Annotated in this window: 27 protein-coding genes; 12 read left to right on the forward strand and 15 right to left on the reverse strand. The window is 68.3% G+C overall.

Annotated elements, in window-relative coordinates; genetic code table 11:
• Positions 1 to 879, reverse strand: a complete 879-nt coding sequence (locus AC5Y5V_RS07390; RefSeq protein ID WP_499932310.1) for a hypothetical protein — start codon at positions 877 to 879, stop codon at positions 1 to 3.
• A gap of 175 nt (positions 880 to 1,054) precedes the next feature.
• On the opposite strand from AC5Y5V_RS07390, the gene AC5Y5V_RS07395 reads away from it, so the two are divergent.
• Genes AC5Y5V_RS07395 through rfbA form a run of 3 tightly spaced genes read left to right on the forward strand, consistent with a single transcriptional unit; the run spans position 1,055 to position 3,059 of the window.
• Positions 1,055 to 1,810 carry a maleylpyruvate isomerase family mycothiol-dependent enzyme gene (locus tag AC5Y5V_RS07395; protein ID WP_499932312.1) on the forward strand — a complete coding sequence of 252 codons (756 nt, stop codon included), beginning with the start codon at positions 1,055 to 1,057 and terminating at the stop codon, positions 1,808 to 1,810.
• Between the two features lie 11 nt (positions 1,811 to 1,821).
• Positions 1,822 to 2,190: a nuclear transport factor 2 family protein gene (locus AC5Y5V_RS07400; protein ID WP_499932314.1), complete on the forward strand. Its 369-nt coding sequence runs from the start codon at positions 1,822 to 1,824 to the stop codon at positions 2,188 to 2,190.
• 2 nt (positions 2,191 to 2,192) lie between these two features.
• A complete protein-coding gene (rfbA, locus tag AC5Y5V_RS07405) occupies positions 2,193 to 3,059 on the forward strand; it encodes a glucose-1-phosphate thymidylyltransferase RfbA (RefSeq protein ID WP_499932316.1) in 867 nt (288 codons plus the stop codon).
• Between the two features lie 246 nt (positions 3,060 to 3,305).
• On the opposite strand, the gene AC5Y5V_RS07410 is transcribed toward rfbA, so the two are convergent.
• The 9 genes from AC5Y5V_RS07410 to AC5Y5V_RS07450 form a co-directional block, all read right to left on the reverse strand.
• Positions 3,306 to 4,595 (reverse strand): pyridoxal phosphate-dependent aminotransferase, encoded by a 1,290-nt coding sequence (locus AC5Y5V_RS07410; RefSeq protein WP_499932317.1) that lies wholly within the window; start codon positions 4,593 to 4,595, stop codon positions 3,306 to 3,308.
• 30 nt (positions 4,596 to 4,625) lie between these two features.
• Positions 4,626 to 7,661: a (Fe-S)-binding protein gene (locus AC5Y5V_RS07415; RefSeq protein ID WP_499932319.1), complete on the reverse strand. Its 3,036-nt coding sequence runs from the start codon at positions 7,659 to 7,661 to the stop codon at positions 4,626 to 4,628.
• A 153-nt stretch (positions 7,662 to 7,814) separates the two neighbouring features.
• On the reverse strand, positions 7,815 to 9,077 hold the full coding sequence (locus AC5Y5V_RS07420; RefSeq protein WP_499932321.1) for a DUF445 domain-containing protein: 1,263 nt from the start codon (positions 9,075 to 9,077) through the stop codon (positions 7,815 to 7,817).
• Positions 9,078 to 9,079: 2 nt separating this feature from the next.
• Positions 9,080 to 9,733 carry an Abi-alpha family protein gene (locus AC5Y5V_RS07425; protein ID WP_499932323.1) on the reverse strand — a complete coding sequence of 218 codons (654 nt, stop codon included), beginning with the start codon at positions 9,731 to 9,733 and terminating at the stop codon, positions 9,080 to 9,082.
• A gap of 17 nt (positions 9,734 to 9,750) precedes the next feature.
• Positions 9,751 to 11,442: an Hsp70 family protein gene (locus AC5Y5V_RS07430; RefSeq protein WP_499932325.1), complete on the reverse strand. Its 1,692-nt coding sequence runs from the start codon at positions 11,440 to 11,442 to the stop codon at positions 9,751 to 9,753.
• 45 nt (positions 11,443 to 11,487) lie between these two features.
• Positions 11,488 to 11,862: a hypothetical protein gene (locus tag AC5Y5V_RS07435; RefSeq protein WP_499932327.1), complete on the reverse strand. Its 375-nt coding sequence runs from the start codon at positions 11,860 to 11,862 to the stop codon at positions 11,488 to 11,490.
• 86 nt (positions 11,863 to 11,948) lie between these two features.
• Positions 11,949 to 12,503 carry a hypothetical protein gene (locus AC5Y5V_RS07440; protein ID WP_499932329.1) on the reverse strand — a complete coding sequence of 185 codons (555 nt, stop codon included), beginning with the start codon at positions 12,501 to 12,503 and terminating at the stop codon, positions 11,949 to 11,951.
• Between the two features lie 29 nt (positions 12,504 to 12,532).
• Positions 12,533 to 13,108: a hypothetical protein gene (locus AC5Y5V_RS07445; RefSeq protein ID WP_499932331.1), complete on the reverse strand. Its 576-nt coding sequence runs from the start codon at positions 13,106 to 13,108 to the stop codon at positions 12,533 to 12,535.
• 168 nt (positions 13,109 to 13,276) lie between these two features.
• Complete coding sequence (locus AC5Y5V_RS07450; protein WP_499932333.1) at positions 13,277 to 13,834, reverse strand: PadR family transcriptional regulator; 558 nt, start codon at positions 13,832 to 13,834, stop codon at positions 13,277 to 13,279.
• Positions 13,835 to 13,926: 92 nt separating this feature from the next.
• Between AC5Y5V_RS07450 and AC5Y5V_RS07455 the strand changes: the two genes are divergently transcribed.
• The 5 genes from AC5Y5V_RS07455 (at position 13,927) to AC5Y5V_RS07475 (ending at position 17,065) form a co-directional block, all read left to right on the forward strand.
• Positions 13,927 to 14,781, forward strand: coding sequence for a DUF3159 domain-containing protein (locus tag AC5Y5V_RS07455; RefSeq protein WP_499932335.1), 855 nt, complete (start codon positions 13,927 to 13,929; stop codon positions 14,779 to 14,781).
• Positions 14,778 to 15,284 carry a DUF6166 domain-containing protein gene (locus AC5Y5V_RS07460; protein ID WP_499932337.1) on the forward strand — a complete coding sequence of 169 codons (507 nt, stop codon included), beginning with the start codon at positions 14,778 to 14,780 and terminating at the stop codon, positions 15,282 to 15,284. The genes AC5Y5V_RS07455 and AC5Y5V_RS07460 overlap by 4 nt, the downstream gene beginning before the upstream one ends.
• A gap of 22 nt (positions 15,285 to 15,306) precedes the next feature.
• Positions 15,307 to 16,314 carry a DUF4185 domain-containing protein gene (locus AC5Y5V_RS07465; protein WP_499932339.1) on the forward strand — a complete coding sequence of 336 codons (1,008 nt, stop codon included), beginning with the start codon at positions 15,307 to 15,309 and terminating at the stop codon, positions 16,312 to 16,314.
• 235 nt (positions 16,315 to 16,549) lie between these two features.
• On the forward strand, positions 16,550 to 16,804 hold the full coding sequence (locus AC5Y5V_RS07470; RefSeq protein ID WP_499932341.1) for a hypothetical protein: 255 nt from the start codon (positions 16,550 to 16,552) through the stop codon (positions 16,802 to 16,804).
• A gap of 45 nt (positions 16,805 to 16,849) precedes the next feature.
• Entirely contained in the window at positions 16,850 to 17,065 is a 216-nt protein-coding gene (locus tag AC5Y5V_RS07475) for a DUF3072 domain-containing protein (RefSeq protein WP_499932344.1), read from the forward strand.
• Here AC5Y5V_RS07475 and AC5Y5V_RS07480 read toward each other — a convergent pair whose 3' ends face one another.
• From AC5Y5V_RS07480 to AC5Y5V_RS07490, 3 genes are read right to left on the reverse strand one after another with little or no spacing between them, the layout of a single operon-like run.
• On the reverse strand, positions 17,066 to 17,500 hold the full coding sequence (locus tag AC5Y5V_RS07480) for an SRPBCC family protein (protein ID WP_499932346.1): 435 nt from the start codon (positions 17,498 to 17,500) through the stop codon (positions 17,066 to 17,068).
• A gap of 1 nt (position 17,501) precedes the next feature.
• On the reverse strand, positions 17,502 to 18,311 hold the full coding sequence (locus AC5Y5V_RS07485; protein WP_499932348.1) for a 1-acyl-sn-glycerol-3-phosphate acyltransferase: 810 nt from the start codon (positions 18,309 to 18,311) through the stop codon (positions 17,502 to 17,504).
• Positions 18,312 to 18,331: 20 nt separating this feature from the next.
• A complete protein-coding gene (locus AC5Y5V_RS07490) occupies positions 18,332 to 18,892 on the reverse strand; it encodes a nuclear transport factor 2 family protein (RefSeq protein WP_499932350.1) in 561 nt (186 codons plus the stop codon).
• 227 nt (positions 18,893 to 19,119) lie between these two features.
• Here AC5Y5V_RS07490 and dnaK point away from each other — a divergent pair, with 227 nt between their 5' ends.
• From dnaK to AC5Y5V_RS07510, 4 genes are read left to right on the forward strand one after another with little or no spacing between them, the layout of a single operon-like run.
• Positions 19,120 to 20,982: a molecular chaperone DnaK gene (gene dnaK, locus AC5Y5V_RS07495; RefSeq protein WP_499932351.1), complete on the forward strand. Its 1,863-nt coding sequence runs from the start codon at positions 19,120 to 19,122 to the stop codon at positions 20,980 to 20,982.
• Positions 20,979 to 21,647 (forward strand): nucleotide exchange factor GrpE, encoded by a 669-nt coding sequence (gene grpE, locus AC5Y5V_RS07500; protein ID WP_499932353.1) that lies wholly within the window; start codon positions 20,979 to 20,981, stop codon positions 21,645 to 21,647. The genes dnaK and grpE overlap by 4 nt, the downstream gene beginning before the upstream one ends.
• A gap of 35 nt (positions 21,648 to 21,682) precedes the next feature.
• A complete protein-coding gene (gene dnaJ / locus AC5Y5V_RS07505) occupies positions 21,683 to 22,846 on the forward strand; it encodes a molecular chaperone DnaJ (RefSeq protein WP_499932355.1) in 1,164 nt (387 codons plus the stop codon).
• A complete protein-coding gene (locus AC5Y5V_RS07510; protein WP_499932357.1) occupies positions 22,846 to 23,229 on the forward strand; it encodes a heat shock protein transcriptional repressor HspR in 384 nt (127 codons plus the stop codon). The genes dnaJ and AC5Y5V_RS07510 overlap by 1 nt, the downstream gene beginning before the upstream one ends.
• Positions 23,230 to 23,607: 378 nt before the next feature.
• Here the strand turns inward: AC5Y5V_RS07510 and AC5Y5V_RS07515 are convergent, their stop codons facing one another.
• Together AC5Y5V_RS07515 and AC5Y5V_RS07520 are read right to left on the reverse strand one after the other, a co-directional pair.
• Positions 23,608 to 24,498 carry an aldose 1-epimerase gene (locus AC5Y5V_RS07515; protein ID WP_499932359.1) on the reverse strand — a complete coding sequence of 297 codons (891 nt, stop codon included), beginning with the start codon at positions 24,496 to 24,498 and terminating at the stop codon, positions 23,608 to 23,610.
• Between the two features lie 3 nt (positions 24,499 to 24,501).
• Positions 24,502 to 25,665: an FAD-binding oxidoreductase gene (locus tag AC5Y5V_RS07520; protein WP_499932360.1), complete on the reverse strand. Its 1,164-nt coding sequence runs from the start codon at positions 25,663 to 25,665 to the stop codon at positions 24,502 to 24,504.
• Positions 25,666 to 25,747 lie beyond the last annotated feature (82 nt).

A 25,747-nucleotide genomic window follows, 5' to 3' on the forward strand; every position in this document is an offset into this window, starting at 1 on the left:
TCACTCGGCATCGTCACGCTTCTTGCCGAACAATCGCCGCTTCTTGGGTTTCGGCTCGGGTGCCTGTTCGGCGGATGCGGCGTCCCACGCGGCAGCCTCGTACCCGGGGTGAGCTTCATATCCGGGGTGAGCGTCGTACCCGGGGTGAGCGTCGTATCCGGGGTGAGCGTCGTATCCGGGTTGGGCGTCGTACCCGGGGGAAGCGTCGTACCGGAGTGCCGCGTCCGGTGGCTGGGCCGGTTGGGCGGGTTGCCACTGCGGCGGGCCGCCGTATGACTGAGCCGCCGGGGGCCGGTAGCCGCCCTGGAACCCCTCTTGTGGCCTGGGCAAGCTCTCGATGAGAGTCGGGGGCGGCGCGGATTTCGGCGCCTGCGGAGGGGGAGAGGGCGGGGGTGGGGGCGCGGAATATTGCGGTGCCTGCGGTGCCTGGGGCGCTGGGGCTTGGGGTGTCGGCTGCTGCGGGGGAGCGGGAGGTTTGGGGGGCGCCGCGGGCCGGTCGGCCTGCTGGAAACTTTCCTGGCGTCGCGTCGGCGCGGGCTCGTCGCCGGACAGGCCGAGATTCTGCAGCGAAATCTGGGTGGTCGGCGCGGCAATCGGTGTCGGTTTCGGTGCCGGCGGCTTGGGCGGCTGCTGCGGTTCCTGCCGTTGCGGCTGAGCGCGGTGCCGCCAATAGCCCTGCGCGTCGAATGGGAACGCCACCCGCGGCGGCTGCCACTCGATTTGCGGCAGGTCGCCGGGCTCGCGGTCGCCCGAGCCGGACCGGGAAGCCAACTCGGTGTCGATTACCGACCTTGCCGCGGCCATTGCGCGGTCGGCCGTCTCGTAACGACCCACCTCCGTGCCACGGAACGTCACGATGAACTGTGCAGCAGACGCCATCAGCCCATCATTCGCTGGATCTAGCGAAGTGGAAAGTCGACAGGCCCAGACGGCCGCAGAGAAGACCGTTGCTGCGCCGCCGTGTTAGCCCGCGAGTCCCAGGCGTCACAAAAAAGTCGGCATCAGGCCCGGCGAAGGTGGACTGCCACGACCGTGTCGCGAGTAGCCTGACCGCGTGGACTTCGCGTCGGCGTACATCGAGCAGACCCGCGAATTCGGTGAGCTGATTCGCGGCGCCGATCCGGCGACGCCAGTGCCGACGTGCCCGGGCTGGAGCCTGGAGCAACTGTTCCGGCACGTCGGGCGCGGGGACCGCTGGGCGGCGCAGATCGTCGCCGAAAAGCGCGACGACTTCCTCGATTTCCGCAGCGTCGAGGGCGGCAAGCCGCCGCCGGACCGTGACGACGCGATCTCCTGGTTGAACGGCGGCGCGCAGCGCCTGGTGGAGGCCGTCGAACTATCGGGCGCACAAACGCCGGTGTGGACGTTCCTCGGCCCCCGGCCGGCGAACTGGTGGATCCGGCGCCGGCTGCACGAGGTGGCCGTGCACCGCGCCGACGCTGCCATCGCGGTCGACAGCGATTTCACACTCGACGCCGACATCGCCGCCGACGGGATCACCGAATGGCTTGAGCGCGTGGCGATCCAGGGCGGGCGGGACGGGGCGCAGCTGCCGCTGCAGGACGGCGACACCATCCACCTGCACGCCACCGATCCGGGGCTGTCCGAGCCGGGCGAGTGGACCATCGGCGTCGCCGACGGCGCGATCACCTTTGCGCACGAGCACGGCAAGGGCACCGTGGCCCTGCGCGGCGGCGCCACAGAGTTGCTGCTGGCGCTGCTGCGCCGCGTTCTCGTTGCAGACACGGGCATCGGGCTGTTCGGCGACGACGCCGTCTGGCAGCTCTGGCTGGACCGCACGCCTTTATAGACTTACCGACCATGACCACATCGGAGATCGCCACCGTGCTGGCCTGGCACGACGCGCTAAACGCCGCCGACCTCGACACATTGGTGGCCCTGTCCAGCGACGACATCGACATCGGCGACGCGCACGGGGCCGCGCAGGGCCACCAGGCGCTGCGCGACTGGGCCGCGTCGCTGAACACCACGGCGGAGCTGGGCCGGATGTTCGTGCATGACGGCGTGGTGGTCGTCGAACAGAAAATCAGCGACGCTTCCGGTGCCGAGACGACGGCGGCGTCGGCGTTTCGGGTGGTGCACGACCACGTCACCGCGGTGTTCCGCCATGCGGACCTGGCGGCGGCGCTGGCGGCCACCGAACTCACCGAGGCCGACCGGGTCGACTGAGCATGCGCGGAATCATCTTGGCCGGCGGCTCGGGAACCCGGCTGTACCCGATCACGATGGGGATCAGCAAGCAACTGCTGCCGGTCTACGACAAGCCGATGATCTACTACCCGCTGTCCACGCTGATGATGGCCGGCATCCGCGACATCCTGGTGATCACCACCGTCCACGACGCGCCTGGGTTTCAGCGGCTGCTGGGCGACGGCACGCAGTTCGGCGTCAACATCAGCTACGCCAGCCAGGACGAACCCGAAGGCCTGGCACAGGCATTCGTCATCGGCGCGAACCACATCGGCACCGATTCGGTGGCATTGGTGTTGGGGGACAACATTTTCTACGGCCCGGGCCTGGGGACCAGCCTGGTCCGTTTCCACTCCGTGCGCGGCGGAGCGATTTTCGCGTACTGGGTGGCCAACCCGTCCGCCTACGGCGTCGTCGAATTCAGCGCCGACGGCACCGCGCTCTCACTGGAGGAGAAGCCGGCCACCCCGAAGTCCCAGTACGCGGTGCCGGGCCTGTACTTCTACGACAACGACGTGATCGAGATCGCCCGCGGCTTAAGCAAATCCGCGCGCGGCGAATACGAGATCACCGAGGTCAACCAGATCTACCTCAACCGGGGCCGGCTGAACGTCGAAGTGCTCGCGCGCGGGACGGCGTGGCTGGACACCGGCACCTTCGATTCGCTGCTGGACGCCAGCGACTACGTGCGCACGCTGGAGCGACGGCAGGGCCTGAAGGTCAGCATCCCCGAGGAGGTGGCGTGGCGGATGGGCTGGATCGACGACGAGCAACTGTCCCGGCGCGCCCACAGCCTGGTCAAGTCCGGCTACGGCCGCTATCTGCTGGAGCTGTTGGAGCGGAACTGATCTCGGCCTGCTAACGCAACCCGGTGGCTCCGGGTAGGCCGAGCAGCCCGGCGAGCCCGCCTGCCCCCGCCGCGCCTTTGTACTGGCCGACCCCGGCGTTGCCGCCGTCACCGCCGTTGCCGATCAGGATTCCGCCGGGCTTGCCCGCGGCCCCGGTGCCCCGGGATGCGGCGGTTAATACAGTAGGCCGCTACGTAATTCTCGCGGCTGACTACGTAGTCCGGTGCGCTCGGCGGGGGAGATCGCCTACTGCCGGTAACTGGTCAGGAAGTTTCCCAGCCGGTCGATGGCGGACGCAAGATCGCGGGCCCACGGCAGCGTCACGATGCGCAGGTGATCGGGCTCGGGCCAGTTGAACCCGGTGCCCTGAGTGACCAGGATCTTCTCCTGCAGCAGTAGGTCGAGGACGAGCTGCTCGTCGTCGGCGATGTCGTAGACCTCGGGGTCCAGCCGCGGGAACGCATACAAGGCGCCCGCCGGCTTGGTGCACGACACCCCAGGGATCTCGTTGAGCTTGGTCCACGCCACGTCGCGCTGTTCCAGCAGCCGGCCGCCGGGCAGCACCAGGTCCTCGATGCTCTGGTAGCCGCCGAGGGCCACCTGAATCGCGTGCTGCGCGGGGACATTCGGGCACAGCCGCATGTTCGCCAGCAGGTTGATGCCCTCGATGAAGCTGCTGGCATGGTCCTGCGGGCCGGTGATCGCCAGCCAGCCGGCGCGGTACCCGGCGACCCGGTAGGCCTTGGACAGGCCGTTGAAGGTCAGGCACAGCATGTCGGGCGCCAGCGTGGCCAGGCTGATGTGCTTGGCGTCGTCGTAGAGGATCCGGTCGTAGATCTCGTCAGCGAGCAGCAACAGCTGATGCTTGCGCGCCAAAGCGACCATCTGGGAGAGGATCTCGCGGCTGTAAACCGCACCGGTCGGGTTGTTGGGGTTGATCACGACCAGCGCCTTGGTGCGCTCGGTGATCTTCGATTCCAGGTCGGCGATGTCGGGCTGCCAGTCCTGCGTCTCGTCGCACAGGTAGTGCACCGGCGTGCCGCCCGCCAGCGACGTCGACGCCGTCCACAGCGGGTAGTCCGGCGACGGAATCAACACCTGGTCGCCGTTGTCCAGCAGCGCCTGCAGCGTCATCGTGATCAGCTCGGAAACGCCGTTGCCGAGGTAGACGTCGTCGACGTCGAACCGCGGGAAGCCCTCGACGAGTTCGTAACGGGTGACCACCGCGCGCCGCGCCGACAGGATGCCCCGGGAGTCGGAGTACCCCTGCGCATACGGCAGCGCCTGGATCATGTCGCGCATGATCACGTCGGGCGCCTCGAAGCCGAACGGCGCCGGGTTGCCGATGTTGAGCTTGAGGATGCGGTGCCCCTCGGCCTCCAGCCGGGCGGCTTGGGCGTGTACCGGCCCACGGATCTCGTAGAGGACATCCTGCAGCTTCGACGACTGCGCGAACGCCCGCTGCCGATGATGTCCCGACGCATGCACGGGCAGCTGGTGAGTAGTCACGTCACCCATGGTGCCACCGCTGTCCACCGATATTTGCTGGTCGGTACTAACTCGTGATCAGCGCTTGCCCGGCGGACGGGCGCCACGGGCGATCCCCAGTCCCTTCACCGGCGGCGACGGGGGCGCCGATTCGCCATTGGCCTCCGGCTCCGGCTTTGCTTCGGCGGCCTCGGGCTCGACGGCCTCAGCGGGCTCGGGTTCCGGCTCCGGCTTGGCTTCAGGCTTGGCTTCGGGCTTGGCTTCGGCAGGCTTGGCCGGCGCCGCCTTCTTGGCCCCCGGACGCCGCGCGCCCGCGGCGATGCCCAGGCCCTTCACCGGCACCTCCGGCTTGGCCTCCTCTGCCGGTGCTTCGGTAGCGGGCGCGGCGGGCTCGGCCTCGACGGTCTCCGCTGCGGCGGGCTGCGCTTTGGCGGCCGGCGCCGCGGCTTTCTTGGCGCCGGGTCGCTTGGCGCCGGCGGCCATGCCCAGGCCCTTGACCGGCGCCTCGGGCTTGGTCTCGGCCGGCTCGGCCTTGGCGGCGGGCTCGGCCTTGGCGGGCTCGGCCTTGGCGGGTGCGGCCTTCTTGGCGCCGGGCTTCTTGGCGCCGCCGGCCATGCCCAGGCCCTTGACCGGCTGCGCGGCGGCGGGCTTCTCGTCGCTCGCAGGAGCCGCGGCCTTCTTGGCGCCGGGCTTCTTTGCCCCGCCTGCCATGCCGAGCCCCTTGACGGGGGCGGCGGGCTTCTCGGCGGCTTTGCCCGCCGCCTCGGTCGGCGCCTCGACCGTTTCGGCGGCCTCCTCGGCTTCCGCCTCGGCGGGCGCGGCCGGCGCGGCGGCCTTGGGCTTGGCCTTCTCCGCCTCGGCGGCCCGCTGTTCGGCCTCCTTGGCGGCGGTGCCCTTCTCCGGCAGCTTCACCTTCTCGCGGTCCAACGACCCGAGCAGCACCTGGGCCACGTCGAGCACCTCGACCCCGGTGCGGCCGGCCTCCTCGGCGCGGTCGTTCACGCCGTCGGTGACCATCACGCGGCAGAACGGGCAGCCGGTGGCGATCGTGGCGGCGCCGGTGGCCAGCGCCTCGTCGACGCGTTCGTGGTTGATCCGCTTGCCGATGTGCTCTTCCATCCACATGCGGGCACCGCCGGCGCCGCAGCAGAAGCTGCGCTCGGCGTGGCGCGGCATTTCGGTGAGTTTCGCCCCGGCGGCGCCGATGAGCTCGCGCGGCGCCTCGTAGACCTTGTTGTGCCGGCCCAGGTAGCACGGGTCGTGATAGGTGATGTCTTGGGACACGGGCGTCACCGGGACCAACTTGTTGTCGCGGATCAGCCGGTTGAGCAGCTGGGTGTGGTGCAGCACGGTGTAGTTGGCACCAAGCTGCCGGTATTCCTTACCGAGGGTGTTGAAGCAGTGCGGGCAGGTCACGACGACCTTGCGGTCGACGGTCTCCACGCCCTCGAACAGCTCGTCCACGGTCTCGATGGCCTGCTGGGCGAGCTGCTGGAACAGGAACTCGTTGCCGGACCGGCGGGCCGAGTCGCCGTTGCAGGTCTCCCCGGCGCCCAGCACCAGGTACTTCACCCCGGCGATGGAGAGCAGCTCGGCGACGGCCTTGGTGGTCTTCTTCGCCTTGTCGTCGTAGGCGCCGGCGCAACCCACCCAGAACAGGTACTCGTAGCCGTCGAAGCTCTCGACGTCCTGGCCGTACACCGGGACGTCGAAGTCGACCTCGTCGATCCAGTTGGTGCGGTCGGAGGCGTTCTGCCCCCACGGGTTGCCCTTGTTCTCCAGGTTCTTGAACAGCACGCCCAGCTCCGACGGGAACTCGGATTCCATCATCACCTGGTAGCGGCGCATGTCCACGATGTGGTCGATGTGCTCGATGTCCACCGGGCACTGTTCGACGCACGCGCCACAGGTGACGCAGGACCACAGCACGTCGGGATCGATGACGCCGCCCTGCTCGGCGGTGCCGACCAGCGGGCGGGCCACCTGCTCCGGTCCGTGTCCCGGCACCCGGCCGAAGCCCGATTCCGGCACGTGATGGCCCTCTTCCTTGACGGTCTCGAGGTCCAGACCCTCCAGCGGCTCGGCCTTCTTGTCGCCGAGGATGTAGGGCGCCTTGGCCATCCAGTGGTCGCGCAGGTCCATGATCACGAGCTTGGGCGACAGCGGCTTGCCGGTGTTCCAGGCCGGGCATTGCGACTGGCAGCGCCCGCACTCGGTACAGGTGGCGAAGTCAAGCATGCCCTTCCAGGTGAAATCCTCGATCTTGCCGCGGCCGAATTCGGCGTCGTCGGGCGGGTTTTCGAAGTCGATGGGCTTGACCTCGCCGTCGACCACGGCCTCGACCGGCAGCAGTGGGCCCAGGCCGTCGGGCAGCCGTTTGAAGGTGACGTTGATGGGCGCCAGGAAGATGTGCAGGTGCTTGGAGTGCAGCACGATCACCAGGAAGGCCAGCGCGACGCCGATGTGAGCCAGCAGCGCGATCGTCTCGATCCATTCGTTGACGGTCGGGCCCAGAGGCGCCATCAGCTCGCCCATGCCGTGCGAGAAGAACGCGCCCCAGCCGTAGGGGAAGTTACCGGTGTTGACCGCCGCCCCGCGGAAGATCGCGTAGCTGACGATGACCAGGGAGATCATGAACAGGATCAGCCAGGCGCCGCCGGTGTGCGATCCGTAGAAACGGGACTGACGTCCGTATTCCTTTGGCTCGGAACGCAGCCGAATGATCGCAAAGGTGATGATGCCGGCGAGCACGGCGAGCGCGATGAAGTCCTGCAGGAAGCCCAGCGCGTCCCAGCGGCCGATCAGCGGGATGTGGAAATTGGGCTGGAACAGCACGCCGAAGGCCTCGATGTAGACCGTGAGCAGGATGAAAAAGCCCCACATGGTGAAGAAGTGCGCCAGACCGGGGATCGACCACTTCAGCAGCTTGCGCTGCCCGAACACCTCGGCGATCTGCGTCCAGATTCGGGTGCCTACGTCGTTGGTGCGTCCCGATACAGGTTGGCCGGACATGACCAGCCTGTACAACCACCAGACGCGCTTGAGCGCCAGCACGCCTACCACCGCGGTCATGCCGAGCCCGACGATCAGCCGGATGAGGGTCTGCGTGGCCACCGAAGGTCACCTCAATTCGTCGTCGATCAGATTGGTGGGCGCCCGACGCGCCTTTGCTGGCTGCTTAACCTGCCCATAGTGACATCTGTGGGCTTTTCACCGCGAGAAAGGCTGCCCTAAGTTGTCGCAGTTCACAGCCGATCTTGCGGCGACTCAGCGCCCCAACAGCTCGACCATCTGGACCTGAATCTCGCCGACGACACCGCCCAGGACGGCCCCGACCGCGATCATCAACGGCTCGTCGTCCTTGAACACCGGTCGCAGGATCGACTCGTACTCTTCGTTGGAGAGCTGGCTCATCTTCTCCACGATCGTCTCCTCGAGATCGATCACGGTGGTGGCGTACTGCTGGGCCTCCAGCAGGGTCGACGGCAGCCGCTCGAGCACCAGGTCCACCACCCGGTCCTTGAGCGCGCGGTAACGCTGGGTGCCGACGGTGAGCGCGATCAGCGGACGCGCGAGGCCGGTCTGCGCGTCGATCGCCTCGTCGACCTCCTTAGCGACGAGCGCGAACAGCTTGTCCGCGCCGGGACCCTTGATGACGCCGTCGAACAGGATCTCGGGGGCGAACAGGTCGTCGGCCAGGATCTTGGCGTAGTCGCGGGTGATCTTGTCGCGCTGCGCGTGCAGCAGCCCCTGGAACGGGAACAGGCCCAGGATCTTCTTCTGGTGCGTCGGGCGGAACAGCATGTTCAGGGCGATGTAGTCGCTGATGAAGCCGACCGTGAAGCCGAACGCCGGCATGATCCACGGGTTCTTGAACAGCGCCCACGCGACCATCTGCACCAGCCCGATGCCCAGGCCGAAATAGATTCCGCTGCGCCGGACGAACGCCATTGCGTCGTTGGTCACACCGCGCATCAGCTTGACAAGCTTCTCTTTGTTGCGGACCAGCGTCGTCACCGCGAGGAACTGCAGGTCGACGTAGCGGCCCAGGTCCGACTTCATCTCTTCGAGCAGGTTCTCGATCAGCGTGGGCGCCTGGGCCTGGATGCGGGCCTGGATGGCCTTGCGGCCCGCCTCGGGCAGCGAGTCCCACAGCCCGGGCCGGATCTGCTCGGCGAGATCGCGGGAGATCTCCTCGACGGACTCGACGAGCGGCGCCCGCAGGGCCTCGACGGCCTCGTCGGCGTCGATGCGGTCCAGCAACTCCTCGGGTTTGAGCAGGTTCGACGTCAGCAGGTCGATGGTCTTGGAGCCGACCTTGCCGGCGCGCCTGGGCACGATGCCCTGCCAGCCGATCGGTCCGATGCCCTTGAATTCCAGTGGCCGGTAGACCATTTCCAATGCCACGATCTTGGTGCTCCAGCCGACGAACGCGGCCACCAGGGGCATTGACAGGTAGATGTACCAGTTGAGGCTGACGTCGTGCTTGATCTCGTCGAAGGTCTGCAACGCGATCACAGCACTGGTCACGGTCAATCCCCTTGCATCGTGGCGGCCCACAGCGCCTGGCCGAGCGGAGAAAGCGTCAGCGTCAGCTTGTCGATCTTGGCAGGTAGCGGTCCGCGGGAGGCGCTTTCGATGCACCGCAGGATCGACGGCTCCGCCATCAGGATCTCGTAGTCGTCCTTGAGGTCGGGGTCCTCCGGGCCGACCTCCACCAGACCGAGCGACAACAGGTGGCTGACGTACGTCGGGACCATCTCCGGCAGCGCCACGTTGGCGGTGCGGCCCACCAGCGCCGCGTTCTCCAGCACCGCGCGGCCCGGGGTGCGCCGGCGCGTCCAGTCGTAGACATTCAGCGCCGGCGACGCCGAGCCGTCGGACAAGGCGCCGATGATCCGCGCCTCGTCGGCGACCAGTTGATCGAGGATGTGGTGGAAGAGCTCAACCTGGCTGCCCCGGGTGCTCTGGTCCAGCGCACGATCGAGCAGTGAGCGCATCTTGGTGCCCAGTGAGTCCGGCTTCGGGGGTTCCGGCGGGGCCGGCAGCGCGGGCGGCGCCTCGTCGGGCTGATTCTGCAGCAGGTCCAGCAGCTGTTGCTGGGTGTGGATCGTGGTGCGCAGCCAGAACTGCGCCAGGCCCGACGCGTAGCCGACCAGTCCTCGCGGATCGAAGGAGATGCCCACGCTGCAACGGCCCGTCGCTACGGCCGCGGAAACAGGGTGGGACGGGTGGGCCGCGTGGGCGATGCCGTCGTCGACGGTGGCGTGCTGCTGGACGGTCGGGTGGGTCGCGTCGTCTGGCTGGTCGTCGTCGCGGTCGTCGACGGGCTGGCCGACGTGGTCGTCGTCGCCGGCGGGGAGGTCGTGGTCGTGCTCGGCGGCGCCTGGCTCGACGACGCGGGCGGCTCCGACGACGAATTCGGCGGAACCACCGGGATCACCGATGTCACCGTGTTGCCGTTCGAGTCTGTTGAACTGACGGTTTGCGGCACCGGCGAAGGCGTCGGGGTGTTGGACGTGTTGCCGGATTTGCCGCTGCCCACGGTGAGGGCCAGCACCGCCGTCAGCGCTACGGCGGCAAGGGCGGCCGCCACGCTCACGACCAGGGCCGTGCGCTTGTACCACGGCAGCGGTCCGGGCTCGGCGGGGCGCTCGTACCGCGCCGGTTGCGGACTCGCGGAGGTTTCGGGGGTTTCGGGGACTTCGAGGCCGTATCCGCCGCTGTGCTCGCCGCCGGTATAGGGCACCGGTTCGTCTGCGTCGGCGGCATCCTGCGACCAGGCCAGGGCCGGGGCGACCTCGGTCGTCTGGGGCGTGGTGACCAGCTCGGTCGGGGTTTCGACGACGGCCCCCGCGGCGGTCGCGGCGCCCGACGACGACTGCTGCCGGGATCCGAGCGCCGCCGCGCCGATCGCGGCGCTGAACATCGGGTCCGGCGTGGTGAGGGTGGGCACCTGCAGGCGCTCGGAGAGTCGGGTGGCGATCAGCGGGATGCTGGCGCCGCCACCGACGGCCGCTACGGCGGCCAGATTCGCCCCGGCGTGCTGCGCGATGTCGGACAGCGCGGCCAGGAACCGGTCCAGCGGTCCGGCGATGATTTGCTCGAAATCCGTGCGGGCCAGCCGGAAATCCCCGTCCGAACCGGTCGCGATGCCGGTCACCGTGCCCGACGAGAGTTGTTCCTTGGCGCGCTGGCACTCGCCAAGCAGGCGGGCCGGCGAGGGGGCGCGCGTGGTGGCGCCGACGTTGAGGCTGGTGGCGGCGTCCTGGCCGCCCGAGCTCACGTAATCCGCGAGCAGCTGGTCGATCGCCTCGCCGGAGAAGCCGGTGTACCGCACGGACTGGCCGACCGGCGCGAGGTTCGAGCCCGCGTCGGCCAACGTGACGGTGGTGCCGCCGGCGCCGAAGTCGCACACGGCGACCAGGCCCTGCCGGGGGAATCCCGCGTTGCCCTGCAGCGCCGCGAGCGCGGCGGCGGCGTCGGACACCAGCACCGGAGGCACGCCGCCCGCCGCCAGGCCCGGCTGGGCGAAGAACTCGTCGCGCAGCGCCCCGATCTGGGCCTGCGACCAGTACGCGGGAACCGCGACGGTGACCGGCGACCCGTACCCGACCGTGCGGGCCATGGCCTCGAGCGCCTCGACGGTCAGCGCGTCGGGCAGGTACTTCGTGCCGTCCGCCGCGACCAGCGGCGCCCGGTCGCCGACCCGCTCGACGAAGCCCCGTATCACCAGGCCGGCCCCGGTTAGCTTGGGGTTCTCCGCCGGCACGCCGACTTCGCTCGGCTGGCCGTCGAACAGGGTCAACACGGAACTGCGGGTCACCGGAGCGCTCCCCGCGCGGGCCGCGACCAGGTTTGCCACCCCGATCGATAACCCGAGCGACTCGCTCATATGGCTCCTCACCTTGTTGGTTTGCCGGGTCCGCCCCGGGTGACGTCAACGATGCCAGGGCAACCTGGGATGGCGCTGCGAAGAGCTGAGCGTCTCGGTCGGTTCGGTTGACGACGGGGTGCTGGTCGTGGTCGTGGTGGGGGTGGTGCTCGTCGTCGGGGTGGACGTCGCGGTGGTGGTGGCGGGACTGGTGGTCGTGGTGGTGCGTGTGGTGGCGGGCGCCGTACCCGAGGTGTGCATTAGCTGGAGGGAGCCCCAGATGATCAGCGCGATCAGCACTGCGATCAGCACACCCCAGCCGACCAGCGCGATGGGTTTGCGCCAACCGGGCACCGGCTCAGGGTCTTCGGCGCCGTCGCCGTAGCTGCCGCGCGTGCCCGGAAGGTTGGGTCCAGAGTCCGGCGGGTCGTTCCTTGCCACGGCCCCCGAGCCTATCGGCTCGGCGGGTGGACGCCCAAGCGCGCCCCGGCGGGTGGTCAAACCTTGACCTCGCCGGGACCAGGTTGTTAGGGCACACCGGGCGGCAGCGTAATCGGATGCGGCAGTTCAGGAATGGAAATCACCGGCGGCAACGACGGCAAGTGCGGGTGATGCGGGGTTTTCGTGGGCGCCTTGGATGGTTGCTGCGTGGGCCGCTGAGTCGGTGGAGGCGGCGCCCCGGTGTTGGGCGGCGGCGGCGCGGCGGTGGTGGTCGGGGTTGCCGACGTCGTCGTCGTTTCCGACGGCGTCGTGGTGGTGGTCGTCGGGCTCGTCGTGGTTTCGGTGGTCGTGCTCGTCGTCGGGGTGTTGCTGGTCCCTTCGTCTCCGCCGAGCAGTTGACCGCCGTAGTACACGATCAGCGCGATCAGGACCAGAACCAGCAGCAGCCACAGCGTCAGCACCAGCCACCTGCGCAGCCGCGACTCGGGCTTGTCGTCGGGGTTCAGGGATTCCGACAGCGGCGGGGGGCCTGGCGACGGGTTGGGCGGGGGCTGCTGCTGCCCGTGCGGGTACTGATCCCAGGCGGGCTTCATCTCCGTCGGTTGCCGGTTGAAGTCGTCGGGCGGGCCGTAATTTGCCACGGCTCCGATGGTACTGAGCGGCGATCAGTTCAGAATGTGTCGACCTTTTGGATGCTGACGAACATGCCGTGGCGCGTGGCGTTGTTGGTGAACCGGGTGCCCGCCGCGGAGGCATCGATCGTCCACCCCTGCGCGTCGTAGGTCTTGTAGTCGATCGTGACGGTCGGGATGGCCCCCAGGTTGCCCAGCACCCACTGCACGGAGCCGTTGGAGCTGATGCTGACGCCGTTGGTGTGTTCACCGTCTTGCATCGGGGAGTTGGTGAAGGCCGCTTCGCACCCGACGCTGACCGAATTGATCTGGCAGCGGGTCAGGCCGGTCTTGGTCTCGATGAAGACGTAGCCGTTCTGGTCGGGCTTGAGCGGGATAGCGCCGGGTGGGGCGGTCGGCGTCGGCGTCGGCGGTGGGACGGGAATCGGGGCGGCGGTGGGCATCGCGGTCACGGTCTGCCGAGGCGTGGGGAACGACGGTTCGGTGGGCCCCGCCCCCGAGCCCGCGACCGGTTTGCCCTCGATGACCGAGGTGCAGCCGGCGAGCAGCGCACTACCTGTCAGCAGCAGCGACCCAACGGTCGCCCCCCACCGTGCTTTTTGCGTTGAGAGCACGCGCTACTCCTGAGAAATCAGAGATATCGGGAGTCAGATTACGGCCGATGTGACGCAAGTTGCCGCAGTGACGCGGCTTCGGGACCGCGCCGATGACAAAGCGTTATGGGTGCGAAACCGTGGCGAGCAGACGCAAAAGCACCCTTTTGGGCGGCGTGTCGGGGGCTTTTACGTCTGCTCACGGGGGGGATGAGCAGGGGTTTTGGCGTCCCGCCGCTCCATGGCGTCGAGCACCCAGCTGGCCCACTCGGCTTTCGCCTTGCTCCACCGCAACCCGTTCTCCAGCACGGCGGCGGTGAAGAAGTCGTCGTCGCTGTCTGACCAGTCGTGCGAATCGCGGAGCTGCACGTAGTGCGCGTGGTCCCGCTCGGCCGCGGTCCGGTAGTGCTCCATGTACTCGCGCCGCTCGCGGGGAGTGATCTCGCCGAGCATCAGCACGCGCAGCAGCGCCGCGTTGCGAATCGGCGGATCCTCCTGCGCCGACGTCATCCAGCGCTGCAGCTCGGCGCGCCCCGCGTCGGTGATCGCGTACTCCTTGCGACCGCGCGGGCCCAGGTCGGACACCTTGATCAGCTCTTCGGCGGCCATCTTGTTGAGCTCGCCATAGAGCTGGCTCTGCGTGGCCGGCCAGACGAAGTCCATCGACAGTTGAAACAGCTTCAGCAGGTCATAGCCGCTGGCGGGGTGATCGGCCAGCAGCCCCAGCGCAGCGTGTCGCAAGCTCACCACCCCAGCATACGCTCCAGCATTGACATGTCTATACACACATGTCAGTATCGACATGTCATAACCGGAGTATCAAGCTGAGGGAGCCCGCGATGAACCAGACAAACCACGACCTGCCGGCCGTGAGCGGCGACGCGCAGTCGGCCGACCGGTCGGAGTCCAAGCGCCGAGGCGCCGCGGACGTCATCGACGGCTTCCTCCGGTCGCCATTCGCCGGAATCGCGCCGTGGGCGTTGCTGTCGATCCTGTCCGGGCCGGGGCATTTCGCGCAGGCTGTCCTCGCCGCCCTGGGCCTCTCGCTGCTGGTCATGCTGGTGAGCCTCAGCCGTGGCATCAAGGTGCACTCGCTGGAGGTCTTCGGGGCCGTGTTTTTCGGCGCGCTGGCCACCGTCGGACTGCTCGCGACGGACAACGTGATCCGGTTTCTGGAACTGTGGGCCGGTGAATTGACCAACGCCTCGCTGGCCGGCTACGCCTGGCTGACCCTGCTGGTCCGCCGGCCGTTCACGATGGCGTACGCCAAAGACACGACGCCGCAGGAACATTGGCACAGCCCGCTGTTCGTCCGGATCAACAGTGTGATCACGGCCGTCTGGGCGGGGGCGTTCACGTTCGCCGCGATCGCCGGCTTCACCGGTGATTTCTTCCTGCGCGACGCCGGCAACTTCTGGACGGGCTGGATCCTGCAGTTGGCCGCGATCTTTTTCGCCGTGTCATTCAGCGAGTTCTACCCCGACTACGCTTCGGCCAAGTTCGACCTGGCCAACGGTGAGCCGGCGCGGCTGCCGTCGCTGCTGGGCATCCTCGAGTGGCTGCCCACGTTCGTCGTCGTCACCGGCATCGCCGGATTGATCAACGGCGCAGTCGATTTCGGCGTCGGGATCGCGCTGATCGTGGTCGGCAGCATGGCGTCGGGGCTGCTGGCGAAGGCGAACGGCTCACCATGATCTACCAGATTCTGTACGGCACCAGCAGTGACGTCGTGTACCGCGGGTACCGGGCCGGACGGTGCGGTGGCGGGGCCCTCGTCGTCATCGAGGTCGACAGCGAACTCATGGGCCCGCTGCCGCACCAGGTCAAGCATTCGCCGACCGGACTGGCCTGGGGATACACCGGTTCGGGCCCGGCGGATCTGGCCCGCTCTCTGCTCATCGACGCGCTCGGCGACGGCGCCCACTGCGGTGTGTGCAAGGGGACGAACGCGATGGTGTACAACAACGCGACCGGTAGGTATGTCCTGGCGTGCACCGTGGACGGCGATGACACACCCGGGCGGTTCTCCGAGCCGATGCCCTGCGCCGTGTGCGACGACGGGTGGGCCGTGGTGCCGTCGATGTACCAGCAGTTCAAGGTCGACGTGGTGGCCCAGCTGCCGGAATCCGGTTGGACGCTGAGCCGCACGCACATCCTGGCCTGGCTCGACGAGCACTTCGACCCCACTCGGCAGTGATGGCCCGCACTAGGCTGGCCCCATGCGCCGCGGCGAGGTGCGCAATCACGGTCCCATTGCCGGGACGGGTGCCCCCGGCGCCATCCCCGGGATCGGCGCGGCGGACCTCGGCGAGGTCGTTCCACTGCCCGACGGGTCCTACGTCGCGGTTTTCGGTGACGCGTTCGGCGGCCACAAAGTGGGCACCTACCCGCACTATCCGTCGGTCGCGCTGCCTGTGCGGTTCGACGACGCGGGGCAACCGCATTTCGGCGCGCCCCTGACCGGGCCCCGCGGAAGCGCGAACCCGTTGTTCGTCCCGCCGCGTCGTGCGCGCGGGACCAATACCCTGCCGGCGGGCAGCATCCGGGTGGACGGCCGGACCTACATGCTGGTCGTCGGCACCAACGCGCTGCGCCCCGAGGGCGGTTCGTGGCTGGTGAAAGTCACCGACGACCCGTCGCGAGGCTGGCGGCCGGTCAGGGGGTCGTGGCGTCCGGGCGGCTACGCCGACGCCGGGCAGTCCCAGCTCAGCGGCTACCAATCCGACGACGGCAGCGTGTACATCGTCGCCGACGCCTTCGACCGCAGCCGGCCGGTGACGCTCTACCGGGCCGACCCCGACACGGTCGCCGACCGATCCGCGTGGCGGCCGTACGTCGGCGGCGGGCGCTGGGGCGCACCCGGCCACCACGGCGTCCCCGTCAGCGCCACCAACTTCGGCGAGCTCTGCTTCGCCGAAGTCGACGGGGCCGTCGTGCTGTGCGGCTTCAACGCCCGAAGCGGCCCCGACGGCGCGGTGGAGGTCCGGGTCGCCGACAAGCCCACCGAGATCTTCAGCGCGGGCACCGTGACCGTCGTCATGCAGCAGAGCGACCCGGACGCCGCGAACTTCGTCCCGCAGAACTACGGCGGCTACATCGTCCCCGGCTCCACCCTGGAACGCATGAACATCTTTGCCAGCCAATGGAATACGCTCAGCGACGTGCAAGGCGTGCCGTTCGGTGCGCCGTACAACACCCAGCGAGTCATTGCCAACGTCCATCGCTGAGCGGGCCCCGGTCGGCGATCATGGACCGGTGCGATGCCGGCCGATCTCCGTCGTCGCCGTCGACGTGTCACTGCCAAACCCGTTGGCGGATGCCGCAGCCCGGCGGGCACAAGATCGAGTAGCTGGGCACCGCCCTGCTCGACGCAGTCCCGGCCAACTCGTCGAGCCGCGCGCGCCGTGAGCCACGAGGCCGCGGATGGTCCGGCACTTGCGTCGACAGGCTACGGTCAAGGGCATGCCTGAAATGTCCGGTAGCGCCCGAGTCGATGACATCTCGCCCGGCGACATCATCGTCCTGAGCCGCGGTTCCCGGTTGGCGCACTACAAAGTGGTGTTCAAAGACTCCGTCGACGACGGCTACCTCGTCACGTTCGAGGGCGACGAGGGCGAGACGTTCCAGCACGAGTTCGCCGCCGGCACCACGGTCGCGAGGTCACTGGGTTCGAAGTGGGAGTCGTCGCAAACCCGGACGCAGCACTCGGAAGGCTGACGCGCACTCTGGTTACCTCCGGGCCGCAGCGGGCATAGCTACCGGATGACTGACGATGCCGGACAAGTACCACGTGAGAATCCCGAGAAGGATCCGTCGCAGTGGGTGACCGGTGACGAGCCGATCACCGGCCCGCAGCGCAGCTACCTGAACACGCTCGCACAGGAGGCCGGCGCGGAAGTCCCGGAGAACCTGACCAAGGCGCAGGCTTCCGCGCTCATCGACGAATTGCAGCAACGCACCGGCCGGGGTGCTGGCTGACTACCGCTCGAATTCGAGGTGGTGCCGAACCTCCTCGACGATGGCCTCCAGGTTGCGGGCGACTAGGCCGCGTCCGATCATCTCGCTGATCCAGGCGATGGCGAAACCGGTGACGGAGAACGTCAAACTCATTGTGAGCCGGCTGCCTTCGCCTTCGGGTTCCACCAGCGCATCGAACTCGTGACGGGTTCCGCGCACCGTCTGCCAGTGCAACTGGCTGCCGTTTGGCGGCGTGACGAGTACCCGCCCGCCGAGGTGGACGGTGCCGCTGTCCAGGAAGACGTCCCACAGCTCGCCCTCGTCCGAGGACTCGATGAACCGGCATCGGCTGAGCGTGGACATGGTGGACAGCAGGTTGCGCGGGTCGGTGACGAAGGCGGCAACGTCGTCAACCGGGCAGCGGACGTGGCGGGAGACGCTGATCTTCTGGGTCATTTCAGCGGACCATCGGGACGACGGTTCGGCTGGCCAGCTTCGACAGCCCGACCTGCATGACGCTGGTGACGTAGTCGAAGGCGTAGTCCCAATCCGGGTCCTCGCCGAACCGGGCGTGCAGGTCGATCGGCTCGAGCACCTGCATGCGGATCTTCGCCGGCAACGGGAAATGCGGCAGCGGCAGCGGCGACAGCCCCCACGGGAGCGACAGGGTCATCGGCATGCTCTTCACCCGCGCCAATTTGTCCAGCCGCAGCAGCTTCGCCGTGCGGCGGCCGTCGTTGAGGACGATCAACGTGTCGTGACCGCCGGTGGCGATCACCGGCACGATCTTGACGTTGCATCGGTGCGCCAACTTCAAAAAGCCCTGGCGCCCCGAAAAGACGATCTTGTTCCGGTCACGCCACGGGCGCAGCGCCTCCACGTCCCCGCCCGGGTAGACCAGCGCCGAAGCGCCGATGTCGAAGATGCGTTCGGCGAACGAACTGGCGGCCGGCACCACGCCCAGCTTGCGGGTCAGGTTGCCGAAAAACGGCGCCGCCGTGACGGTGTCGTGCGCCAGGCCGTACAGCGGACGGCCCTCGACGGTGAAAAAGGTGTTGTAGGCGAGCATGAAGACGAACGTGTCCGGGGTGGAGCCGCCGCCGCTGTGGTTGCCCACGAACAACACCGGCTCGTCGGGAACGTTTTCGAAGCCCTGCACCTCGGCGCGGAACCAGATCGTCGACCACAACCACAGCGGCGGCAGGACCGCGCGAATGAACTCGGGATCGCGGTGGCGAAGCTCTTCGGGAATCTCGGGGCCGGTCACTCGTCGAGATTAACCCGCGGTCAGCGCGCGTCGACGAAGTCGAGGAATTCCTGCGGCACCTCGGTTGCCTCGACTTTGGTGAGGAAATCCGGGCTGGTGATTGCCGTGTAGGTTTCCTCGCCGACGATGAAGCCCTCGGCGTCGAACGGCCAGACGATCAGCATGCGCATCGACAGGACATAGAAGCCATCCGGATCGTCCACGGGAAAGCCGCGCTTGGCGGCGTCGGCGCCGTAGTAGAGGGAACGGAAATTGCCCTCGGTGACCAGGGTGTCGTCGTCGACGACGATGCGGTCCATGTCCAGTTCCAGGAAGTACTGACCACCCGCGACGATCGTGTCCTCGTAGAAGCCGCGAACCGCGTCGCGCCCCACCGGGCTCATGTCCGCCGGGGCGCCCCAGGCGACGTAGCGCGGGTTCGCGGTGAGCGTCGACATCACCCGGTCGACATCCAGCGTGGCTTCGCCCTTGGCGTGCTCCAGTACCCGGTTGAGCATCAGCAGGTGGCGCGGGTTGGTGGTCCTTGCGATCCGGTCCTCGAGCAGCCTGAACATCTTGGTCCGGTCGATGAGGTCGCTCATCGCGTAAGCGTATCCGCGGGCTGGGCGTACATGGACGCAACGTCAACGAGATATCTGCCGGACCCGGGAACAAACTCCGCAAGCCCGCCGTTAGGATGATCAACAAGTTGAGTGTCCCAGGCTCAAGTCTGGGTTGACATGATCGCTCCGGCAGGAGCAGTCTTGAGCGGGGTTCACTCAGCATAGTGCAGCAAAGAAGAAGCTCTACACACACAGGAGGAATCACTATGGCTCGTGCGGTCGGAATCGACCTCGGGACCACCAACTCCGTCGTCGCAGTTCTCGAGGGCGGCGACCCCGTCGTCGTCGCGAACTCGGAAGGTTCGCGGACTACGCCGTCGGTTGTCGCGTTCGCGCGCAACGGCGAAGTACTCGTCGGCCAGCCGGCCAAGAACCAGGCGGTGACCAACGTCGACCGGACCATACGTTCGGTGAAGCGGCACATGGGCACCGACTGGTCTGTCGAGATCGACGGTAAGAAGTACACCGCGCAGGAGATCAGCGCCCGCATCCTGCAGAAGCTGAAGCGCGACGCCGAGGCCTACCTCGGTGAGGACATCACGGACGCGGTCATCACCGTGCCCGCGTACTTCAACGACGCCCAGCGGCAGGCCACCAAGGAGTCCGGCCAGATCGCCGGCCTCAACGTGCTGCGCATCGTCAACGAGCCCACGGCGGCGGCGCTGGCCTACGGCCTGGACAAGGGCGAGAAGGAACAGACCATCCTGGTCTTCGACCTCGGCGGCGGCACGTTCGACGTCTCGCTGCTCGAGATCGGCGAGGGCGTGGTCGAGGTCCGCGCCACCAGTGGTGACAACCACCTCGGCGGCGACGACTGGGACGAGCGCGTCGTGCAGTGGCTGGTCGACAAGTTCAAGGGCACCAGCGGCATCGACCTGACCAAGGACAAGATGGCCATGCAGCGGCTGCGTGAGGCCGCCGAGAAGGCCAAGATCGAGCTTTCGAGCTCGCAGAGCACCTCGATCAACCTGCCCTACATCACCGTCGACGCCGACAAGAACCCGCTGTTCCTCGACGAGCAGCTGACCCGCGCGGAGTTCCAGAAGATCACCCAAGATCTGCTGGACCGCACCCGTCAGCCGTTCCAGTCGGTGATCAAGGACGCCGGCATCTCGGTGTCCGACATCGACCACGTGGTGCTGGTCGGCGGTTCGACCCGCATGCCCGCGGTGACCGACCTGGTCAAGGAACTCACCGGCGGCAAGGAGCCCAACAAGGGCGTCAACCCCGACGAGGTGGTCGCGGTCGGAGCGGCTCTTCAGGCAGGTGTGCTGAAGGGTGAGGTGAAAGACGTTCTGCTGCTTGACGTGACGCCGCTGAGCCTCGGTATCGAGACCAAGGGTGGCGTGATGACCAAGCTCATCGAGCGCAACACCACGATCCCCACCAAGCGCTCGGAGACCTTCACCACCGCCGACGACAACCAGCCGTCGGTGCAGATCCAGGTCTATCAGGGTGAGCGCGAGATCGCCTCGCACAACAAGCTGCTCGGCTCCTTCGAGCTGACCGGCATCCCGCCGGCTCCGCGCGGCGTCCCGCAGATCGAGGTCACGTTCGACATCGACGCCAACGGCATCGTGCACGTCACGGCCAAGGACAAGGGCACCGGCAAGGAGAACACGATCAAGATCCAGGAAGGCTCCGGCCTGTCCAAGGAGGAGATCGACCGGATGATCAAGGACGCCGAGGCGCACGCCGAGGAGGACCGCAAGCGTCGCGAGGAGGCGGACGTCCGCAACCAGGCCGAGACGCTGGTGTACCAGACGGAGAAGTTCGTCAAGGAACAGCGCGAGACCGAAGGCAGCCCCGTGCCCGAGGAGACCCTCGGCAAGGTGGAGTCCGCGGTGGCCGACGCCAAGACGGCACTGGCCGGCAACGACATCTCCGCGATCAAGTCGGCGATGGAGAAGCTGGGCCAGGAGTCGCAGGCGCTGGGACAGGCGATCTACGAGGCCACTCAGGCCGCGCAGTCATCGGGTGCCGACGCGGGTGGTCCGCCGCCTGGTGCCGGCTCTGCTGATGATGTCGTGGACGCGGAGGTGGTCGACGACGATCGGGAGTCGAAGTGACGGAAGCCAATCCAGAACAGGTAACGGTCACCGACAAACGACGGATCGACCCCGAAACGGGCGAAGTTCGGCACGTCCCTCCCGGTTCGCCGGGAGGGACGGCCTCGCCCGCCGAGGCGTTGCCGGGCGAGTCTCCCGAGGAGGCCGGCAAGGCCGCCGAACTGCTCGGTGACCTGCAGCGGGTGCAGGCCGACTTCGCCAACTACCGCAAGCGGGCGCTGCGCGACCAGCAGGCGGCGGCGGATCGGGCCAAGGCCAACGTGGTCAGCCAATTGCTGGGCGTGCTCGACGATTTGGAACGGGCACGTAAGCACGGCGATCTGGACTCGGGCCCGCTGAAGTCGGTCGCCGACAAGCTGACGAGCGCACTGACCGGGGTCGGCCTGACGGCGTTCGGCGCCGAGGGCGAGGCCTTCGACCCGGCGCTGCACGAAGCCGTGCAGCACGAGGGCGACGGCGGTCCGGGCTCGACGCCGGTGATCGGGACCGTGATGCGGCAGGGCTACAGGCTCGGTGAGCAGGTGCTGCGCCACGCGCTGGTCGGCGTCGTCGACACGGTCGCCGGCGGAGCAGCCCCGGCGGCCCCGGAAACACAGGCGGCCGACACGGACGATAACCCGCGCACGTCGGGGGAGCAGGGCACAGAATCAGAACCAACGGAATGACAACCAACGAGGAAGGCGGAAGGGGGTGACGCGACATGGCCCAGCGTGAGTGGGTCGAGAAGGACTTCTATAAGGAGCTCGGCGTCTCCTCCGACGCCAGCGCCAAAGAGATCAAGACGGCGTACCGCAAGCTGGCGTCGGATCTGCATCCGGACAAGAACCCCGCCGGAGCCGAGCGATTCAAGGCGGTCTCCGAGGCCTACAGCGTGCTGTCCGACGAGGCCAAGCGCAAGGAGTACGACGAGACCCGCCGGCTGTTCGCCGGCGGGGGCCTCGGCGGTCGCCGGTTCGACGGCGGCGGCTTCGGGGGCTTCGGTGGAGACGGCGCCGAGTTCAACCTCGGCGACCTGTTCGACGCCGCGGGCCGCTCCGGCGGCGCCAACATCGGCGACCTGTTCGGCGGCCTGTTCGGGCGCGGCGCCAGTCAGCGTCCGTCGCGCCCGCGGCGCGGCAACGACCTCGAGACCGAGACCGAGCTGAACTTCATCGAGGCAGCCAAGGGCGTGGCGATGCCGTTGCGGCTGACCAGCCCGGCGCCGTGCACCAACTGCCACGGCAGCGGCGCGCGTCCGGGCACCAGCCCGAAGGTGTGCCCCAACTGCAATGGCTCGGGTGTGATCAACCGCAACCAGGGCGCGTTCGGCTTCTCCGAACCATGCACCGAATGCCGTGGCAGCGGCTCGATCATCGAGCACCCCTGCGAGGAGTGCAAAGGCACCGGCGTCACCACCCGCACCCGCACCATCAACGTGCGGATCCCGCCCGGCGTCGAGGACGGCCAGCGGATCCGGCTGGCCGGTCAGGGCGAGGCCGGGCTGCGGGGTGCCCCGTCGGGCGACCTGTACGTGACGGTGCACGTCAGGCCGGACAAGATCTTCGGCCGCGACGGCGACGACCTGACCGTCACTGTCCCGGTCAGCTTCACCGAATTAGCTTTGGGTTCAACGCTTTCTGTGCCGACGCTGGACGGATCGGTGGGCGTCCGGGTGCCCAAGGGCACCGCCGACGGCCGCATCCTGCGGGTGCGCGGGCGCGGTGTGCCCAAGCGCAGCGGCGGCAGCGGAGACCTGCTGGTCACCGTCAAGGTGGCCGTGCCGCCGAGTGTCGAGGGCGCCGCTCAGGAGGCGCTGGAGGCCTACGCGGCGGCCGAGCGGGCCAGCGGTTTCGACCCGCGGGCGGGATGGGCGGGTAACCGCTGATGTCCAGGAGTTCCAACCGCGAGGAATCGCGGACGTTCCTGATCTCGGTGGCCGCCGAGCTGGCCGGCATGCACGCGCAGACTTTGCGCACCTATGACCGGCTCGGGCTGGTGACGCCGCAGCGCACCTCCGGTGGCGGGCGACGGTATTCGCAACACGACGTCGACCTGCTGCGCGAGGTGCAGCGGCTTTCCCAGGACGAGGGCGTCAACCTCGCCGGCATCAAGCGCATCATCGAGTTGACCAATCAGGTCGAGGCGCTGCAGTCCAGGCTGCGGGAGATGAGCGAGGAGTTGGCGGTGCTGCGCGCCAACCAGCGACGTGATGTCGCGGTGGTGCCCAAGAGCACCGCCCTCGTCGTCTGGCAGCCGCGGTCGCGGTAGCGGGCGTTCGGCATTTGCCGCCGTGCTTGCCGCGTGCTTGCGGCGGGCTTGCGGCCTGATTGCGACCTGATTGCGACCTGGGCCTCATCCGTCACTTCGGTCACCGGAACAGGCGGCATATGCCGTTGTGCCCAGCTATTAGCGACAATCTGTCTGCTGGACAACGGGTTTGGCGGCCGGTCTGTCGCGAGGGCGCTCAAATTTGCGGAAAATGGGCCGTTGGCCTGCGTTTTGGGGTCTGTCGCGAGGGGTGGGCGGCGGGGCTGTCGCGAGGAGTGTGCGGCCGGGTCTGTCGCGGGGGGTGTACGGCCGGGCTGTCGCGAGGGCGCTAGCGGCAGGGCGTCGCGGAGTTAAGCGGGCGGGCTGCCGCGAGGCCGCCTACACGCGGATCGAGAACGCCGTCTCCGCGGGCTCGCCGGGGCGGGCGCTGCGGTAGCCGCCGCGGCACAGCGCGTCGGTCGGCGCGGCCATTGGCTCGAAACACACCAGGTCCTCGGCGGGCGGCGCGAAGATCTGCGCGGCGGGATAGCCGTGGTCGAAACGCACCTCGATGCGACGGCCGCCGCCGGACACCGCGAACACCGAACCTTCGGCGACCTCGTCGTAGCCGTTGTCGAAAGCCTTGTCGCCCAACGGCTCCGAGGCCGAAGCCTGCGCAGAGGCCGCACCGGTGGGCAGTCCCCGCTCGTCCAACGCGAGGTGCCGCAGCGGCGGCGTCTCGATGACCCACTCGGCGCGGGGCACCTCGGGCAGCTGCAGGTAGGGGTGGAAGCCGTAACACAGCGGCACGGCCTTGTCGGTGGTGGCCGCGACGGTGGTGTGCACGCTCAGCGTGCGGTCGGCCAGCGTCACCCGCACCACCAGCAGGTGGGGAAACGGGAAGCTGGCCAGCAGCGCCGGATCGGCGCCGAAGTCCAGCTCGGCGATCAATTCGTCGGCGGCCTCGCTCATCACCCGCCAGCCCGGGTAGCCCGCGATCAGGCCGTGAATCGGCAGGCCGTTGGGGTCGGCGCGGACACCGCCAGCGCCCGGACGCAGTTCGACGACTTCGCCCTCGGCCGTATAGCTGTTGGAGCCCAACCGATTCGCCCAGGGGTAGAGGATCGGGATACCCATCGTCTTGCCGGCGCTCACGTAGGCCTCCAGGCCGCGGCGCTGGCCGAGCAGCTCGACCCCGTCGTCGGTCAACGACGTGCCGATCATGCCCGCCTCGGGGACGAATTGCGCTACCACCGGCGACGACGGGTCACGCAGCGTAACTGTATGCATGGCTCACCTCGATAACGGATCATGTTGAATGTGTTCCGGCGGAGCGCCTTTGGCGATCAGTGCGGCCTTCGTCGCCCGCACCATGGCCGGTCCGCCGCAGATCAGGATCTGCCGGTCGCCCCAGCCGCCGTACTTGGTGACCACCTCGGGTAGTCGGCCGATCTGGTGGACATGCAGGCCGCGCGGCGGCGTGACGTCGGGGTAGTCGGCGGCCCAGGCGGGGTCGCGGCTGTACTCCGAGACCGGCGAGACCGACAGCCAGGGATTGTGCGCCGCGATCTGCCACAGCGTGCGCAGGTCGTAGAGCTCGCAGCGGTAGCGCGCGCCGAAGAACAGGTGCACGCGTGGATTGTCCACGAAGCGGCTGAGGTCGAGGATGATCGTCCGCAGCGGCGCGAGCCCGGTGCTGCCGGCCACCATCAGCACGTCACCGCCGCGGCGGTCCACCCACATGCCGCCATGCGGGCTGGACAACCGCCACCGGTCGCCGGGCCGCGTCTCGTTGATGATCGCGGTGCTGACCAGCCCGCCGGGCACGACGCGGACGTGAAACTCGATCGCGCCGTCCGGGCTTGCCGGAATGGCGGGGCTGAGGTAACGCCAGCGGCGCGGGCACTGCGGCACCTGCACGTTGACGTACTGGCCGGGGTGGTACGGCATCGGACGGTCCAGCATCAGCCGGACGACGGCGAGGTCCCGCGAAACCCGGGCGTGCTCGGCGGCGGTGCCCTCCCACCAGGCCGGCCCCTCCTCGGCGTCGGCGGCACCGCTCATCACCCCGACGATCAGGTTCAGCGACTGCGTCGCGGCGTCGGCGACGGCGTCGGTCCAGGCGTCACCCAGATCGCTGCGCAGGGTGGTGAACAGCGCCCGCTGCAGCGTGCCGTAGTGACCCGGGAGCACACCGTACTTGCGGTGATCGCGGCCGAGCTGCGCCAGGAAAGCCACCGGCTCGTCGGCCCGCTGCGCGACCAGCTCGCCGTACACCCAGTGCAGGGCGTGCGCGAAGGCGGCCCGTTGGCCCTCCATTTCGGGCGGGAACAGGTCGCGCACCGACACGTCGAGGTCGAACCAATGGGCATAGAACCGGCGGACCAGGTCGTTGGGGGCGCCGGGTTCGAACGCGTCGCGCAAGACCTGCAGCGCGTCTCGGTCGTCTAGCCCCACGAGCGTCGATTCTAGGGCCGCCGCGAAACCTGCTGGCGGGCCCGAAAATGGAGTACTTCACTACTTAAGGCGGGCGCCGCTC

This window comes from Mycobacterium sp. NGS68, from assembly GCF_059812195.1.